The organism is Pseudomonas sp. OVF7 (assembly GCF_030644265.1).
Lineage (GTDB): Bacteria > Pseudomonadota > Gammaproteobacteria > Pseudomonadales > Pseudomonadaceae > Aquipseudomonas > Aquipseudomonas gorinensis.
The window spans coordinates 2,467,624-2,483,644 of the sequence record NZ_CP128996.1 but is presented as its reverse complement, the minus strand read 5'-3'; the positions used below and the strand labels follow the sequence as shown (position 1 = coordinate 2,483,644).

At 61.6% G+C, this 16,021-nt stretch carries 13 protein-coding genes; 9 read left to right on the top strand and 4 right to left on the bottom strand.

Annotated elements, in window-relative coordinates:
• Positions 1-5 precede the first annotated feature (5 nt).
• The 9 genes from murD to lpxC all read left to right on the top strand — a co-directional run bounded on the left by murD (position 6) and on the right by lpxC (position 10,467).
• Positions 6-1,352, top strand: a complete 1,347-nt coding sequence (murD, locus tag QU606_RS11295; RefSeq protein ID WP_304998394.1) for a UDP-N-acetylmuramoyl-L-alanine--D-glutamate ligase — start codon at positions 6-8, stop codon at positions 1,350-1,352.
• The gene (ftsW, locus tag QU606_RS11290; RefSeq protein WP_024073517.1) at positions 1,349-2,572 is read left to right on the top strand and encodes a putative lipid II flippase FtsW; all 1,224 of its coding nucleotides are present in this window, start codon (positions 1,349-1,351) and stop codon (positions 2,570-2,572) included. Before murD ends, ftsW begins: the two co-directional genes overlap by 4 nt.
• The gene (murG, locus tag QU606_RS11285) at positions 2,562-3,632 is read left to right on the top strand and encodes an undecaprenyldiphospho-muramoylpentapeptide beta-N-acetylglucosaminyltransferase (protein ID WP_024073518.1); all 1,071 of its coding nucleotides are present in this window, start codon (positions 2,562-2,564) and stop codon (positions 3,630-3,632) included. The genes ftsW and murG overlap by 11 nt, the downstream gene beginning before the upstream one ends.
• The gene (gene murC, locus QU606_RS11280) at positions 3,625-5,070 is read left to right on the top strand and encodes a UDP-N-acetylmuramate--L-alanine ligase (RefSeq protein ID WP_024073519.1); all 1,446 of its coding nucleotides are present in this window, start codon (positions 3,625-3,627) and stop codon (positions 5,068-5,070) included. Before murG ends, murC begins: the two co-directional genes overlap by 8 nt.
• Positions 5,067-6,023: a D-alanine--D-alanine ligase gene (locus QU606_RS11275; RefSeq protein WP_069075282.1), complete on the top strand. Its 957-nt coding sequence runs from the start codon at positions 5,067-5,069 to the stop codon at positions 6,021-6,023. The genes murC and QU606_RS11275 overlap by 4 nt, the downstream gene beginning before the upstream one ends.
• 3 nt (positions 6,024-6,026) lie before the next feature.
• Complete coding sequence (locus QU606_RS11270; RefSeq protein ID WP_069075283.1) at positions 6,027-6,893, top strand: cell division protein FtsQ/DivIB; 867 nt, start codon at positions 6,027-6,029, stop codon at positions 6,891-6,893.
• A 15-nt stretch (positions 6,894-6,908) separates the two neighbouring features.
• Positions 6,909-8,171, top strand: a complete 1,263-nt coding sequence (ftsA, locus tag QU606_RS11265; protein WP_024073522.1) for a cell division protein FtsA — start codon at positions 6,909-6,911, stop codon at positions 8,169-8,171.
• Between the two features lie 75 nt (positions 8,172-8,246).
• Entirely contained in the window at positions 8,247-9,443 is a 1,197-nt protein-coding gene (ftsZ, locus tag QU606_RS11260) for a cell division protein FtsZ (RefSeq protein WP_024073523.1), read from the top strand.
• 112 nt (positions 9,444-9,555) lie between these two features.
• Positions 9,556-10,467, top strand: coding sequence for a UDP-3-O-acyl-N-acetylglucosamine deacetylase (gene lpxC / locus QU606_RS11255; protein ID WP_003171886.1), 912 nt, complete (start codon positions 9,556-9,558; stop codon positions 10,465-10,467).
• Between the two features lie 183 nt (positions 10,468-10,650).
• On the opposite strand, the gene QU606_RS11250 is transcribed toward lpxC, so the two are convergent.
• From QU606_RS11250 to QU606_RS11235, 4 genes are all read right to left on the bottom strand, one after another.
• Entirely contained in the window at positions 10,651-12,141 is a 1,491-nt protein-coding gene (locus QU606_RS11250; RefSeq protein WP_304998393.1) for a sensor domain-containing diguanylate cyclase, read from the bottom strand.
• 85 nt (positions 12,142-12,226) lie between these two features.
• Complete coding sequence (locus tag QU606_RS11245) at positions 12,227-13,549, bottom strand: OprD family porin (RefSeq protein ID WP_069075285.1); 1,323 nt, start codon at positions 13,547-13,549, stop codon at positions 12,227-12,229.
• Between the two features lie 428 nt (positions 13,550-13,977).
• On the bottom strand, positions 13,978-15,342 hold the full coding sequence (locus QU606_RS11240; RefSeq protein ID WP_069075286.1) for a heavy metal sensor histidine kinase: 1,365 nt from the start codon (positions 15,340-15,342) through the stop codon (positions 13,978-13,980).
• Positions 15,332-16,009, bottom strand: a complete 678-nt coding sequence (locus tag QU606_RS11235) for a heavy metal response regulator transcription factor (protein WP_024073527.1) — start codon at positions 16,007-16,009, stop codon at positions 15,332-15,334. The genes QU606_RS11240 and QU606_RS11235 overlap by 11 nt, the downstream gene beginning before the upstream one ends.
• Positions 16,010-16,021 lie beyond the last annotated feature (12 nt).

Genomic DNA, 16,021 nt, shown 5'->3' with positions numbered 1-16,021 from the left:
AACGAGTGTCCCTGATCGCTTCAGACCACTTCCGCATCGTTGTCGGCCTCGGCAAGAGCGGCATGTCCCTGGTTCGCTTCCTGGCGAACCGGGGCAAGCCGTTTGCCGTGGCCGATACGCGGGAAAATCCACCGGAGCTGGTCACGCTGCGCCGTGACTACCCGCACGTGGAAGTGCGTTGTGGCGAGTTGGATGTGGAGTTTCTGTGCCGTGCCGATGAGCTCTACGTAAGCCCCGGCCTGGCCTTGGCGACACCGGCCCTGCAAGCTGCAGCCGCGCGTGGCGTGAAGCTGTCCGGTGACATCGACCTGTTCGCGCGTCACGCCAAGGCGCCGATCGTGGCCATCAGCGGCTCCAACGCGAAAAGCACCGTGACTACCCTGGTCGGCGAAATGGCGGCTGCGGCCGGCAAGCACGTGGCGGTGGGCGGCAACCTCGGGACACCGGCGCTGGACCTGCTCAGCGACGACGTCGAGCTGTACGTCATGGAGCTGTCGAGCTTCCAGCTGGAGACCACCCACGACCTGGGTGCCGAAGTCGCCACCGTATTGAATGTCAGCGAAGACCACATGGACCGCTACAGCGGCCTGCCGGCCTATCACCTGGCCAAGCACCGGATTTTCCGCGGTGCCAGGCAAGTGGTGGTCAACCGCCAGGATGCCCTGAGCCGTCCGCTGATGGGCGAGGGCTTGCCGTGCTGGACCTTCGGCCTGGGCAAACCCGACTTCAAGGCCTTTGGCATCCGCGAAGAGAACGGCGAGAAATACCTGGCCTTCGAATTCCAGAACCTGATGCCCGTGCGCGAACTGAAAATCCGTGGTGCGCATAACCAGTCCAATGCCCTCGCGGCCTTGGCGCTCGGGCATGCCGTTGGCCTGCCGTTCGACGCCATGCTGTCGAGCCTGCGTTCCTTTGCCGGCCTTGAGCATCGCTGCCAATGGGTGCGTGACCTCGATGGCGTCAGCTATTACAACGATTCCAAGGCCACCAACGTCGGCGCTGCACTGGCCGCCATCGAAGGCCTGGGGGCCGATATCAAGGGCAAGCTGGTGCTGATTGCCGGTGGTGACGGCAAGGGCGCCGACTTCAAGGACCTTAAAGGTCCGGTGGCCGCCCATTGCCGTGCCGTGGTGCTGATGGGCCGCGATGCCGACCTGATCGCCGCCGCCTTGGGGGACGCCGTGCCGCAAGTGCGCGCCGCCTCCCTGGACGACGCTATCGCCCAGTGCAAGGCCTTGGCTCAGCCGGGCGATGCGGTGTTGCTGTCGCCGGCCTGTGCGAGTCTCGACATGTTCAAGAACTACGAAGAGCGCGGCCAGTTGTTCGCTCGCGCCGTGGAGGCCTTGGCATGAATATCAACTTGCGCAACATCATCAAGCCGTACCCTTCGCCGATTATTACCGGGCGCGGTATCGACCTGGATTTCCCGATGCTCGCCGGTTGCCTGGCGCTGCTCGGACTGGGCCTGGTGATGATCACCTCGGCGTCTTCCGAAGTGGCCGCCGTGCAGTCGGGCAACACCCTGTACATGATGATCCGTCACCTGGTGTACCTGGTGATCGGCCTCGGCGCGTGCATCGTCACCATGATGATCCCCATCGCCACCTGGCAGCGCCTGGGTTGGCTGATGCTGATCGGTGCCTTCGGCTTGCTGGTCATGGTGATCCTGCCCGGCATTGGCCGTGAGGTGAACGGTTCGATGCGCTGGATCGGCTTCGGTGCATTCAACGTGCAGCCGTCCGAGATCGCCAAGGTGTTCGTGGTGATCTACCTCGCCGGTTACCTGGTGCGTCGCCAGAAAGAAGTGCGCGAAAGCTGGATGGGCTTCTTCAAGCCATTCATCGTGCTGCTGCCCATGGCCGGCCTGTTGCTGATGGAACCTGACTTCGGTGCCACCGTCGTGATGATGGGGGCCGCGGCGGCCATGCTGTTCCTCGGCGGCGTGGGCCTGTTCCGCTTCACCTTGATGGTGGTGCTGGCGGTCGCTGCGGTGACCGTGCTGGTACAAGCGCAACCTTACCGGATGGCGCGCCTGATCACCTTCACCGACCCATGGTCCGACCAGTTCGGTTCCGGCTACCAGTTGACCCAGGCGCTGATCGCCTTCGGGCGCGGCGAGTGGCTGGGCGTGGGCCTGGGCAACAGCGTGCAGAAGCAGTTCTACCTGCCGGAAGCGCACACCGACTTCGTGTTTTCGGTGCTCGCCGAAGAGCTGGGCGTGGTCGGTTCGCTGTGTACCGTCGCGCTGTTCGTGTTCGTGTGTGTGCGCGGCATGTACATCGGCCTGTGGGCCGAGAAGGCCAAACAGTATTTTGCCGCTTATGTGGCATATGGCTTGTCGTTCCTGTGGATCGGCCAGTTCCTGATCAATATCGGTGTGAACGTCGGCCTGCTGCCGACCAAGGGCCTGACCTTGCCGTTCCTCAGTTATGGCGGCAGTTCGTTGGTAATTTGCTGCGCCTGCCTGGGGTTATTGCTGCGCATCGAGTGGGAGAGTCGAACCCACCTGGGCAGCGAAGAGATGGAGTTCAGCGAAAGCGACTTCGCCGAGGAGCCGACCCATGGGCGCTAACGTGCTGATCATGGCAGGCGGCACCGGGGGCCACGTGTTCCCGGCCCTGGCTTGTGCCCGCGAATTCCAGAACCGTGGCTACACCGTGCACTGGCTGGGGACGCCGCGTGGCATCGAAAACGAACTGGTGCCGAATGCCGGGCTGCCGCTGCACTTGATCAACGTCAGCGGCCTGCGTGGCAAGGGCAAGTTGTCTTTGCTCAAGGCGCCGTTTGTGTTGCTCAAGGCGGTGTGGCAGGCGCGCAAGGTCATTCGTGAATTGAAGCCGGTGTGTGTGCTTGGCTTTGGCGGCTATGTGACAGGCCCTGGCGGTGTTGCCGCGAAGCTCGCGGGAGTGCCGGTGATCGTGCATGAGCAGAACGCCGTGGCCGGCACGGCCAACCGTTTGCTCGTGCCTTTGGCGGCGCGGGTGTGTGAAGCGTTCCCCAACACCTTCAGTGCCTCGGACAAACGTCGCACCACCGGTAACCCGGTGCGCACCGAGCTGTTCATGGCCATCGCCCGTGAAGCATTGGCCGGGCGCAAGGCGCACCTACTGGTCCTGGGCGGAAGCCTGGGTGCCGAGCCGCTGAACAAATTGCTGCCGGAAGCGGTGGCGCAATTGCCTGTGCAATTGCGCCCGGAAATCTTCCACCAGGCGGGCAAGCATCACGATGAAGTGACCGCCGCGCGTTATCGCGAGGCAGGTGTGGAGGCCAATGTGCAGCCCTTCATCAAGGACATGGCCCATGCCTATGGCTGGGCCGACCTGGTGGTCTGTCGCGCTGGTGCGCTGACCGTCAGTGAACTGGCCGCTGCCGGGCTGCCGTCGTTACTGGTGCCTTTGCCCCATGCGATCGACGATCACCAGACCCGCAACGCCGAATATTTGGCCGGGGAGGGCGCTGCCTTCCTGCTGCCGCAAAGAACGACTGGCGCCGCCGATTTGGCCGCACGCCTGACCGAGGTTTTGATGCAACCGGAACGACTCAACAGCATGGCGAGCACCGCAAGCCGCCTGGCCAAGCCTGACGCAACCCGCACCGTGGTCGATATCTGCCTGGAGGTGGCCCATGGTTGAGAATCAGAAAGCCATGCCGCAACCAGAGATGCGCCGCATCCGCCGCATCCACTTCGTCGGTATCGGCGGCGTGGGCATGTGCGGTATTGCCGAGGTGTTGCTGAACCTCGGCTACCAGGTGTCGGGCTCCGACTTGAAAGAGTCGCCGGTCACCGATCGCCTGAAGTCCTTTGGCGCACAGATTTTTATCGGCCACCGCGCCGAGAACGCCACCGAGGCTGACGTGCTGGTAGTGTCCAGCGCTGTGAACACGTCCAACCCGGAAGTGGCCACCGCCCTTGAGCGCCGCATTCCCGTGGTGCCACGCGCCGAGATGCTGGCCGAGCTGATGCGCTATCGCCACGGCATCGCCGTTGCCGGCACCCACGGCAAGACCACCACCACCAGCCTCATTGCCTCGGTGTTCGCGGCCGGTGGCCTGGATCCGACCTTCGTCATCGGTGGCCGCCTGAATGCAGCCGGCACCAATGCCCAGCTCGGCACCAGCCGCTACCTGATCGCCGAAGCCGACGAGAGCGATGCCAGCTTCCTGCACCTGCAACCGCTGGTGGCCGTGGTCACCAATATCGACGCCGACCACATGGCGACCTACGACGGTGACTTCAACAAGTTGAAGAAAACCTTCGTCGAGTTCCTGCACAACCTGCCGTTCTATGGGCTGGCGGTGGTGTGCCTGGATGATCCGGTGGTGCGTGAAATCCTGCCTCTGGTCAAGCGCCCGACCGTGACCTACGGCTTCAGCGAAGACGCCGACGTGCGCGCGATCAATGTGCGCCAGGAAGGCATGCAAACCTTCTTTACCGTGCTGCGTCCCGACCGCGAGCCACTGGACGTGTCGGTGAACATGCCGGGCAACCACAACGTGCTCAATTCCCTGGCGACCATCTGCATCGCTTCTGACGAGGGCGTCAGCGATGAGGCCATTGTCGAGGGCCTGTCGTGCTTTGCCGGCGTGGGCCGTCGCTTCCAGGTCTACGGCCAGTTGCCGGTGGAAGGTGGCGACGTGATGCTGGTGGACGACTACGGCCACCACCCGACCGAAGTCGCCGCGGTGATCAAGGCCGTGCGTGGTGGCTGGCCGGAGCGTCGCCTGGTGATGGTCTACCAGCCGCACCGCTACAGCCGTACCCGCGACCTGTACGACGATTTCGTCAATGTATTGGCCGATGCCAACGTGCTGCTCTTGATGGAAGTCTACCCAGCCGGTGAAGAGCCGATCCCGGGTGCCGACAGCCGCAAGCTGTGCAACAGCATCCGTCAGCGTGGCCAGTTGGACCCGATCTACATCGAGCGTGGCGTGGACCTGGCGCCGATCGTCAAGCCGTTGCTGCGTGCCGGCGATATCCTGCTGTGCCAGGGTGCCGGTGATATTGGCGGCCTTGCGCCGAAATTGCTCGCCAGCCCGCTGTTTGCAGCCGCGCAGGGGAAGTCGAAATGACCGTGAATTACGACGCCCTGTTCTCTACCATCGCGCCTGCCGACTTCGGCCGCGTGGCGGTATTGTTCGGCGGCAAGAGCGCCGAGCGCGAAGTGTCGCTCAAGTCCGGCAATGCCGTGCTTGAAGCCCTGCAAAGCGCCGGCGTGAATGCGTTCGGGATCGACGTGGGCGATGACTTCCTCGCCCGCCTGCAGGCCGAGAAGATCGACCGCGCCTTTATCATCCTGCACGGTCGTGGCGGTGAAGATGGCAGCATGCAGGGCCTGCTGGAGTGCGCAGGCATTCCTTACACCGGCAGCGGTATCCTGGCTTCCGCGCTGGCGATGGATAAGTTGCGCACCAAGCAGGTGTGGCACAGCCTGGGTATTCCAACCCCGCGCCACAGTGTCCTGTGCAGCGAAGACGATTGTATTTCCGCAGCCAAGGAACTGGGCCTGCCTTTGATCGTCAAACCAGCCCATGAAGGCTCCAGTATCGGCATGGCCAAAGTGAACTCGGCCGCCGAATTGATCGACGCATGGAAAGCGGCAAGTACCTACGATTCGCAAGTGTTGGTGGAACAGTGGATCCAGGGTCCCGAGTTCACCATCGCCACCCTGCGTGGCCAGGTATTGCCGCCCATCGCATTGGGCACGCCCCACACCTTTTACGACTACGACGCCAAGTACCTGGCTTCCGATACCCAGTACCGGATCCCGTGCGGCCTTGACGCAACCAAAGAACAGGAATTGATGGACCTCACGGCGAAAGCCTGTGAGGCGCTGGGTATCGCCGGTTGGGCGCGGGCAGACGTGATGCAGGATGACCAAGGGAATTTCTGGTTCCTGGAAGTCAACACCGCACCGGGTATGACCGACCACAGCCTGGTCCCTATGGCCGCTCGCGCCGCCGGTCTGGATTTCCAGCAGTTGGTGCTGGCCATTCTCGCAGCAAGCATTGAGGCTCGAGGCTAAGACATGAAAGGCGCATCGCTTCGTCATCAGCCCCCCGCACCCGGCCGCAAGCCGGTGCCACGGGGTGCCAGTCGAATGGTGGCTAAAGAGCCGATGTCGGCGCGCCTGCCGAAAGCCAACTTTGGTTTTATCAAGGCGCTGTTCTGGCCGGTGCTGCTGGTGGTGCTGGGCTTCGGCACTTACGAAGGCGCACAGCGTCTATTGCCGTATGCCGACCGGCCGATCACCAAGATCAGCGTGCAGGGCGACTTGAGCTACATCAGCCAGCAAGCGGTGCAGCAGCGCATCGGGCCGTTCCTCGCCGCGAGCTTCTTCACCATCGACCTGGCCGGCATGCGCCGGGAGCTGGAACAGATGCCGTGGATCGCCCATGCCGAAGTCCGTCGCGTCTGGCCGGACCAGGTGACGATCCGCCTGGAAGAACAACTGCCCGTGGCCCGTTGGGGTGACGAAGCGCTGTTGAACAACCAGGGCCAGGCGTTCACGCCGCGTGAGCTGGCCAACTACGAACACCTGCCGCAGTTGTTCGGGCCGCAGCGGGCGCAACAGCAAGTGATGCAGCAGTACCAGGCCTTGAGCCAGATGCTGCGGCCACTGGGCTTCTCCATTGCACGCCTGGAACTGCGTGAGCGGGGCAGCTGGTTTTTGACGACCGGGGCAGGCAGTTCCGGCCCGGGCATCGAGTTGTTGCTGGGACGCGACCACCTGGTGGAAAAGATGCGCCGCTTCATCGCCATCTATGACAAGACCTTGAAAGAACAGATTACGAACATTGCGAGCGTCGACCTGCGTTACGCCAACGGCCTTGCCGTCGGCTGGCGTGAACCGGCTGCGCCCACGGCAGCGCAACCCGCTGTCGCGAAGAATTAAGAAGAGGCAGGACCCATGGCAAACGTGCAAAGCGGCAAAATGATCGTCGGTCTCGATATCGGCACCTCCAAGGTGGTGGCGCTGGTGGGCGAGGTCGGGGAAGACGGCACGATCGAAATCGTCGGTATTGGCACGCATCCGTCCCGGGGCCTGAAGAAGGGCGTGGTGGTGAACATCGAGTCCACCGTGCAATCGATCCAGCGCGCCATTGAAGAAGCGCAGCTGATGGCCGGTTGCCGGATTCACTCGGCGTTCGTCGGCGTGGCCGGCAACCATATCCGCAGCCTGAACTCCCACGGCATCGTGGCGATCCGCGACCGTGAAGTCAGCTCGGCCGACCTCGAGCGCGTGCTCGACGCCGCCCAGGCCGTGGCGATCCCGGCTGACCAGCGCGTGTTGCACACCCTGCCGCAGGACTACGTGATCGACAACCAGGAAGGCGTGCGCGAGCCCCTGGGCATGTCGGGCGTACGCCTGGAGGCCAAGGTCCACGTGGTGACCTGCGCCGTCAACGCCGCGCAGAACATTGAGAAGTGCGTGCGCCGCTGCGGCCTGGAAATCGACGACATCATCCTTGAGCAACTGGCTTCGGCCTACTCGGTACTGACCGACGACGAAAAAGAACTGGGCGTATGCCTGGTGGATATCGGCGGCGGCACCACCGACATCGCGATCTTCACCGAGGGTGCGATCCGTCACACCGCTGTGATCCCGATTGCTGGCGACCAGGTCACCAACGACATCGCCATGGCGCTGCGTACACCGACCCAGTACGCCGAAGAAATCAAGATTCGCTACGCCTGCGCCCTGGCCAAGCTGGCGGGTGCCGGTGAGACCATCAAGGTGCCAAGCGTGGGCGACCGTCCACCGCGCGAACTGTCGCGGCAGGCCTTGGCCGAAGTGGTCGAACCACGCTACGACGAGCTCTTCACCCTGATCCAGGCTGAACTGCGCCGCAGCGGCTACGAAGATTTGATCCCGGCCGGCATCGTGCTGACCGGTGGTACCTCGAAGATGGAAGGCGCGGTCGAACTGGCCGAGGAAATCTTCCATATGCCGGTGCGCCTGGGCGTGCCCCATGGCGTCAAGGGCCTGGGCGATGTCGTGCGCAACCCGATTTATTCCACCGGTGTGGGCTTGCTGTTGTACGGGCTGCAAAAGCAGACCGATGGCATTTCCCTGTCGGGCCCGAGCAACCGAGACAGCTACCGCAGCGACGACGAAGCCAAAGCGCCGTTGTTCGAGCGGTTGCAGGCTTGGATCAAAGGCAATTTCTAACGAATTACCGCAACACCGCAACACGGCAAAAAAGCAGTAGGCGAAAAAACTAGAGAAAACGAAAGGAGAGGGAACATGTTCGAACTCGTAGACAACATCCCCGCCAGCCCGGTCATCAAAGTGATCGGTGTCGGCGGTGGCGGCGGCAACGCTGTCAACCATATGGTCAAGAGCAACATTGAAGGCGTTGAATTCATCTGCGCCAACACTGATGCCCAGGCGCTGAAAAGCATCGGCGCGCGGACCATCCTGCAATTGGGCACAGCCGTGACCAAGGGCCTCGGCGCTGGCGCCAATCCGGAAGTCGGCCGTCAAGCCGCCCTGGAAGACCGCGAGCGTATTGCTGAAGTGCTGCAAGGCACCAACATGGTGTTCATCACCACTGGCATGGGCGGCGGTACCGGTACCGGTGCGGCGCCAATCATTGCCGAAGTGGCCAAGGAAATGGGGATCCTGACGGTTGCCGTCGTGACCCGTCCGTTCCCGTTCGAAGGCCGCAAGCGCATGCAGATCGCCGACGAAGGTATCCGTCTGCTGTCTGAAAGCGTTGACTCGTTGATCACCATCCCCAACGAGAAATTGCTGACCATCCTGGGCAAGGACGCGAGCCTGCTGTCCGCGTTTGCCAAGGCTGACGATGTACTGGCCGGTGCCGTTCGCGGTATTTCCGACATCATCAAGCGCCCGGGCATGATCAACGTCGACTTTGCCGACGTACGTACTGTCATGAGCGAAATGGGCATGGCGATGATGGGCACTGGCTGCGCCAGCGGTCCGAACCGTGCACGCGAAGCCACTGAAGCGGCCATCCGCAACCCACTGCTGGAAGACGTGAACCTGCAAGGCGCACGCGGCATCCTGGTGAACATCACCGCCGGTCCTGACCTGTCCCTGGGTGAGTACTCCGACGTGGGTAGCATCATCGAAGCCTTCGCTTCCGAGCACGCAATGGTCAAGGTCGGTACCGTTATCGATCCGGACATGCGCGATGAACTGCACGTGACCGTGGTTGCAACTGGCCTGGGCGCGAAAATCGAGAAGCCTGTGAAGGTCATCGACAATACCGTTCATACCAGCCACGCCAGCCAGTCGGCTGCCGCTCCAGCGCCTTCGCGCCAGGAACTGCCGTCGGTGAACTACCGTGACCTGGATCGTCCGACCGTGATGCGCAACCAGGCTCAGGCCGGTGCTGCGGCGTCCCGTAGCCCGAATCCGCAAGATGACCTGGACTACCTGGACATCCCGGCTTTCCTGCGTCGTCAGGCCGATTAATGGAATGTATCAGGGCTATGAAGGTGATTGGTGTTCAGCAAAGGTCTGGTCTGCTATTATCGCCAGCCTTTGTTGATACCAGTTCGCAATTTGCGCTGAAGCGGTCCAAGCCATGATTAAACAACGCACCCTGAAGAATATTATTCGTGCCACAGGTGTAGGTCTGCACTCCGGGGAGAAGGTATACCTGACCCTCAAGCCTGCACCTGTCGACACCGGCATCGTGTTTGTGCGTGCCGACCTGGACCCTGTGGTGCAGATTCCTGCTCGCGCGGAAAATGTTGGCGAAACCACGATGTCGACCACGTTGGTCAACGGTGACGTCAAAGTGGACACGGTGGAGCACTTGCTCTCGGCCATGGCCGGTTTGGGCATCGATAACGCCTACGTCGAGCTCTCCGCGTCCGAAGTCCCGATCATGGATGGCAGCGCTGGACCCTTCGTATTCTTGATTCAATCTGCCGGCCTGGAAGAACAGGACGCAGCCAAGAAGTTCATACGCATTCTGCGGGAAGTGACAGTAGAAGACGGCGACAAGCGCGCCACCTTCGTCCCGTTCGAAGGCTTTAAAGTGAGCTTTGAGATCGATTTCGACCACCCGGTATTCCGTGACCGCACCCAAAGTGCAAGCGTGGATTTTTCCAGCACTTCGTTCGTAAAAGAAGTCAGCCGCGCCCGTACCTTTGGTTTCATGAGTGACATCGAGTACCTGCGCAAGCACAACCTCGCACTCGGCGGCAGCGTTGAAAACGCCATTGTGGTCGACGCGGATGGTGTACTGAACGAAGACGGCCTTCGCTATGAAGACGAATTCGTGAAGCACAAGATCCTCGATGCAATCGGTGACCTCTACCTGCTGGGCAATAGCCTGATAGGCGAGTTCAAAGGCTTCAAGTCGGGCCACGCCCTTAACAACCAGCTGCTGCGCAAGTTGATTGAGCAGACAGACGCTTGGGAAGTCGTGACCTTCGAAGATGCCAGCACCGCACCGATCTCTTACATGCGTCCCGTTGCGGCGGTGTAAGTAACAACTCTCTTTCTTTAGTTTTGAAAGGCTGCCTTCGGGTGGCCTTTTTTTATGTCGGTTGCAACAGCGCCGCCCCCTGTAGGAGCGAGCTTGCTCGCGAAAAACCTGAGTGCGCCGCAATAAACCTGGTGCCCGCGTTATCGTTGACGTTCTTCGCGAGCAAGCTCGCTCCTACAGGGGCTAGGTTGCGGCATCGACAATGCAGTTTCGGCCACTGTGCTTGGCTTCATACAGCGCCTGGTCCGCACTCAGCATCAACGCCTCCAATGACATGCGGCTGCGTTTGTCCCAGGTGCTCATGCCGATGCTGACGGTAATCGGCCGTTCATCTTCCGCCACCCGTGGCAAGTGCTCGACGCTGCTGCGGATATGCTCGGCGATCAGCCAGGCGCCCTTGGCGTCGGTGTCGGGCAGCACCACCGCGAATTCCTCCCCGCCATAGCGCGCCGCCAGGTCAGCCGGGCGACGGATATTGTTGCCGATCACCTGGGCCACGGTGCGCAACGCTTCGTCGCCGCCACTGTGGCCATGGCGGTCGTTGAACGCCTTGAAGTGGTCCACGTCGATCATCAGCAGTGTCAGCGGTTCTGTGGAGCGTTGGGCGCGATCCCATTCCAGACGCAGGCGCTCGTCAAGGACGCGGCGGTTGGGCAGGCCCGTCAGGGCATCGGTGGCTGCTTGTTCTGACAGCACTCTCTCCGCACGATAGCGCCGGCGCAGTTCCCGGCGCAGCATCCAGGTGAGCCACAACAGGCCGATACACAGGATGCCCGTGGCGCCGCTGGTGAGCAGCGCGACACGTTTCCAGGGGGCAAATACGTCTTCACTGGGGAGCGCCACCACCACGATCAGCGGCAGTTCGCCGACATTGGTGAATGTGTACAGGCGCTCCTTGCCGCTGATGGCGGAGATGGCCTGGAAGCTGCCGCTTCCATCGCGCAGCATGCGTTTGAAGTTCGGTCGCTCGCTCAGGTCTTTGTCGATCATGTCGCGTTCAAGCAAAGGTTGCTGGGCCAGCAGGATGCCTTTGTTGTTCAGCAGGTTGACGCTGCTGCCGTTGCCGATCGTCAGGGTGCTGAACAACTGGTCGAAATACGCCAGGCGCATGGTGGCGACCGCGACGCCGGCGAACTCACCATTGGGCCCCGACACGCGCCGGCTGAATGCGATGCGCCAGACCTGGTCGCAGTCGCAATGGATCTTGAACGGTCGGCTGATAAACAAGCCCGCCTGGGCGTCCTTGGCATGCACCTGGAAATAATCACGATTGGCAAAATTGCGCGGAGTGGGCTGCAGGGTCGAGGAGTCGGCGATCACCGCTCCGGTGGCATCCAACAACAGCACCTCACCCTTGAAAGGTGCCGCCATGGACAAGTCAAACTGCACCAGGTGGCGGATATTCGCGGCAACCTGTGACAGGTCCTCACGTTGCGTGGCGGTAATCAGTCCCTTGAGGGCCAGGTCGTACAACTCGACGTTTCGCAGTACATCGGCATTGATCAGTTGGGCAATGTTGGTGGTTGAACGCTTGGCCGCCTGCAAGGTGCTGGCGTGTTCGCGGATCAACAGTGCGGCGACGATGATCACAATCAGGACGACGGTGAGGCCGCTGCCCAGCATCAGCAATAGTTCGGGGTGTGCAGGTGAGGTGCGAGTAGGGCGTGGGCTCATCGGGCAGACTTCAGCGGTGACGATGCTGGCAGTTTAGTTCTACCCGATGAAAATTAAATACTTGGTTAAAAAGAAACTGTGCGCGTCAAAACACGTTGATCGGATAGTCGACGATCACCCGGTACTCATCCACATCCCGATCTACCGCCGAGTAACCCCGGCCGCCACGGTTGGTCGCCCATTGCAGGCGCACCGCCAGGTCCTTGGCCTTGCCGCCTTGCACCACATACTTCAGGTCGACATCCCGTTCCCAGTGCCTGGCGTCTTTGCCGTCTGCGCTGTACCAGGCGCTGTAGCCACGACTTTGCGGGTCGACCTTGGTCAGGTCGGTCTTGCCGCTGATGTAGGACACCGCCGAGGTCAGGCCCGGCATGCCGAGGCCGACGAAGTCATAGGCGTACTTGAGCTTCCACGAGCGTTCGTTGGGGCCGTTGAAGTCCGAGTACTGCTGGGAGTTGTCCAGGTACACGCTGTCGCCCTGGGTGATGTAGTCGAACGGCGTGTTGCCGTTGACCCGCTGGTAGGCGGCGGTGACGCTGTGGTTGCCCACGCCCACGGTGAAATGCAGGCTGTAGGTGTTGTTGTCGATGGCACCGAGCAGCGACTGGCCGGTGTCCTGGGTGTGGTAATAGTGCAGACCCGGGTTGAGGCTGACCTGCTCGTTCAGCGCGTAGGTGTAGTCCAGGTCGTAGTAGTACTGGTGCCACACGTCCTTGAGTTCAGAGGCGTAGAGATTGCTGGTCAGACCCGGGATGGCGCTGAACGACACACCGGCCCAATCCAGGTGCTGGTTGTCGGCATGGTCCGGCAGTGCGCCGTAGCTGGTGCCGATGCGCTGATGGCCGCTCTGGTTGTAGAGCTTGGTGAAACTGGCCTGGCCGCCTTCGAGCATCCAGCCGTCGAAGCTGTGGTTGACCAGGCTCACGCCACGGAAGGTCTGCGGCAGCATGCGGGTCATGCCGCCGGCAATCACCGGGTTGTTGAGGAACAGGTCGCCCGCTTTCACCTCGGTGTCGAACGCCCGTATCTTCAAGGTACCGCCCGCCGTGGAGAACGAGCCGGGTGCCTTGCCGTTGCCGCTGCCATACGGAAGGATGCTGGAACCGTCGGTGCCGCCACCCCCGTCGAGCTTGAGGCCGAGCATGGCGTGGGCGTCCAGGCCGAAACCAACGGTGCCCTGGGTGTAGCCGGATTCGAAGGTGCCGAGAAAGCCCTGGCCCCACTCCTTGCTGTCATCGGTATGAATATCGCGACGGTCGCGGTTCATGTAGTAGTTGCGGGTGTTGATATTGAGGTGGGCGCCTTCGACAAAACCGTCGGCGGGAGGCGCGTCTGCTGCATGGGCAAGAGGGACGATCGTTGCGGTAATCGCGAGAAATAACGGGGTGAACGTCAGCGAGTTCTTCACCGGTGGAGCTCCTTGGGTCAATCGGAAACGGCCAATGTCGTGGGGGTGTGCCTGGCCTTTTTTTACGGCAAAAAAAAGCCGCTGAAGTCAGCGGCTTTAAGACAGATTCCCAGTGTAGAGCCCTGGAAATATGTCGAGGGAAATTCGGGTAAGCGGGTCAGCTGTCTTTGCCGTCGCGCTCATCGATGCGTCAAATTAACGCAGGCGAGCGGTACGATACAGAGTGTAACAAGATAATGACTGTTGCCGAAATCGCAACAGTAGTAGTGAGGGCCAAGCCCTAATACTTGTCAGTTAAAAGATAGAACGAGCAAACAGTCACCTGTGGCGAGCGGGCTTGCCCTAATGCCACAGTTACAGTGTTCCTCCTTGACTGACTGGCATTAGGGCAAGCCCCCTCCCACATGTGACCGAGGTGTTTTCAAGATTTAGATTGGCAGGGTGATGCCAAAGGTATTGCCACCGGGCTCGCTGCGTACGAACACATCGCCGCCATGCATCAGCGCAATCGCCTTGACGATGGCCAGGCCCAACCCGTGATTCGCCCCGCTGTTGCTGCGCGACGCGTCCACCCGATAGAAGCGTTCGAACAGCCGTGGCAGGTGTTCGCTGGCAATCACTTCGCCGGGGTTGGTCACGCCGATCGTCACCTGATGTTCCAGCACTTCGATGTTCACGTCGATCACCTGCCCAGGCGCGGTGTGCTGCACTGCATTGCTCAGCAGGTTGATCAGCGCTCGGCGCAGGTGGGCTTTTTCGATCTGCACCTGGGCGTCGCCGTGGACCTGCACCTGGACCTGAGCGTCTTCGAGGATGAAGTCCAGGTAGTCGAGGGTGGTGGCAACCTCGTCGGCCAATGAGCTTTCAATCAGCTTGGTGGCCTTGCTGCCCTGGTCGGCGCTGGCGAGGAACAGCATGTCGTTGATGATCGAACGCAGGCGTTCCAATTCTTCGAGGTTGGATTGCAGTACCTCGAAATAATGTTCGGCCGAACGTCCGCGTGTCAGGGCAACCTGGGTCTGGCCGATCAGGTTGGTCAACGGCGAACGCAGCTCGTGGGCAACGTCGGCGTTGAACGACTCCAAGCGTGAGTACGCTTGCTCTACGCGGTCGAGGGTGGCGTTGAACGAGTTGACGAACTGACTCAGTTCCGGCGGCAGCGGCGACAGTTGCAGGCGCCCGGAGAGCTTCGGCGGTGCCAGCTTCTGTGCTTCATCCGAGAGTTTGCTCAGCGGCTTGAGGCCAATGCGCGACACCCAGAACCCCAGCAGCGACGCCAGTACCACGCCGACCAGTGCCAGGCTCACCAACGCCACCAGCAGATGGTGCTGGGTGGCACGGAAGTTATCGGTGTCGATGGCGATCATGAAACGCAGCGGCGGGCGTTGGTCCTTGGCCGGGAACTGGCTCACCAGTACCTTGAACGGGTATTCGCGCCCCGGCAGGCGCAGATCGCGCTTACCCGTCGGGCCTTCGGCGAAGGCGCGGATCAGCGCATCGGGGTTGCCATACTCGTAGTTCGGATCGCTGCTGACGACCCAAAAACGGATACGTTTGTCTTCCTCACCCAATAATTTGAGCTTGGCTTGAATCTTCGCCCAATGGTCCGGTGTACCGAAGCGGTTCACAGAGGATTCCAACACGCTGTAGCGCGCGTCCAGCTCCGCCCCGGGTAGCAGGCCCAGGCTGCGGTCCACCTGCTGATACAGCGCGCCGCCGATCAACAGGAAGATCAGCGCCGCCACGAGGGTGAACAGGCTGCTCAGACGCAGGGCAATGGAGTTAGCCGACACTGCGATTCTCCAGCACATAGCCCATGCCGCGAATGGTGTGCAGCAGCTTGTGTTCGAACGGCCCGTCGAGTTTGGCGCGCAGGCGCTTGATCGCCACTTCCACCACGTTGGCGTCGCTGTCGAAATTGATGTCCCAGACCATTTCTGCAATCGATGTCTTGGAGAGGATCTCGCCCTGGCGCCGCGCTAACACACTGAGCAGCGAGAACTCCTTGGCGGTCAGGTCCAGGCGCACGCCGTTGCGGCTGGCCTTGCGGCTGATCAGGTCGATCCACAGGTCGGCGACCGTCACTTGCACCGGCTCGTGGCCGCCGCTGCGGCGGGTCAGGGCTTGCAGGCGCGCCACCAGTTCGAGGAATGAAAACGGTTTGCCGAGGTAATCGTCGGCACCTTCGCGTAGCCCGCGGATACGGTCTTCCACGCGTTCACGGGCGGTCAGCATGATCACCGGTGTCTGCTTGCGCGCGCGCAACGCCCGCAACACGCCAAAGCCGTCGAGGCCAGGCAGCATCACGTCGAGCACGATCACCGCGTAATCGTTTTCCAGCGCCAGGTGCAAACCCTCGACGCCTTCGCGTGCCACGTCGACGGTGTAGCCTTGCTCCGTCAGGCCGCGGTGCAGGTAGTCGGCGGTTTTTTCTTCATCTTCAACAATCAATACGCGCATGAGCCTTTTGCT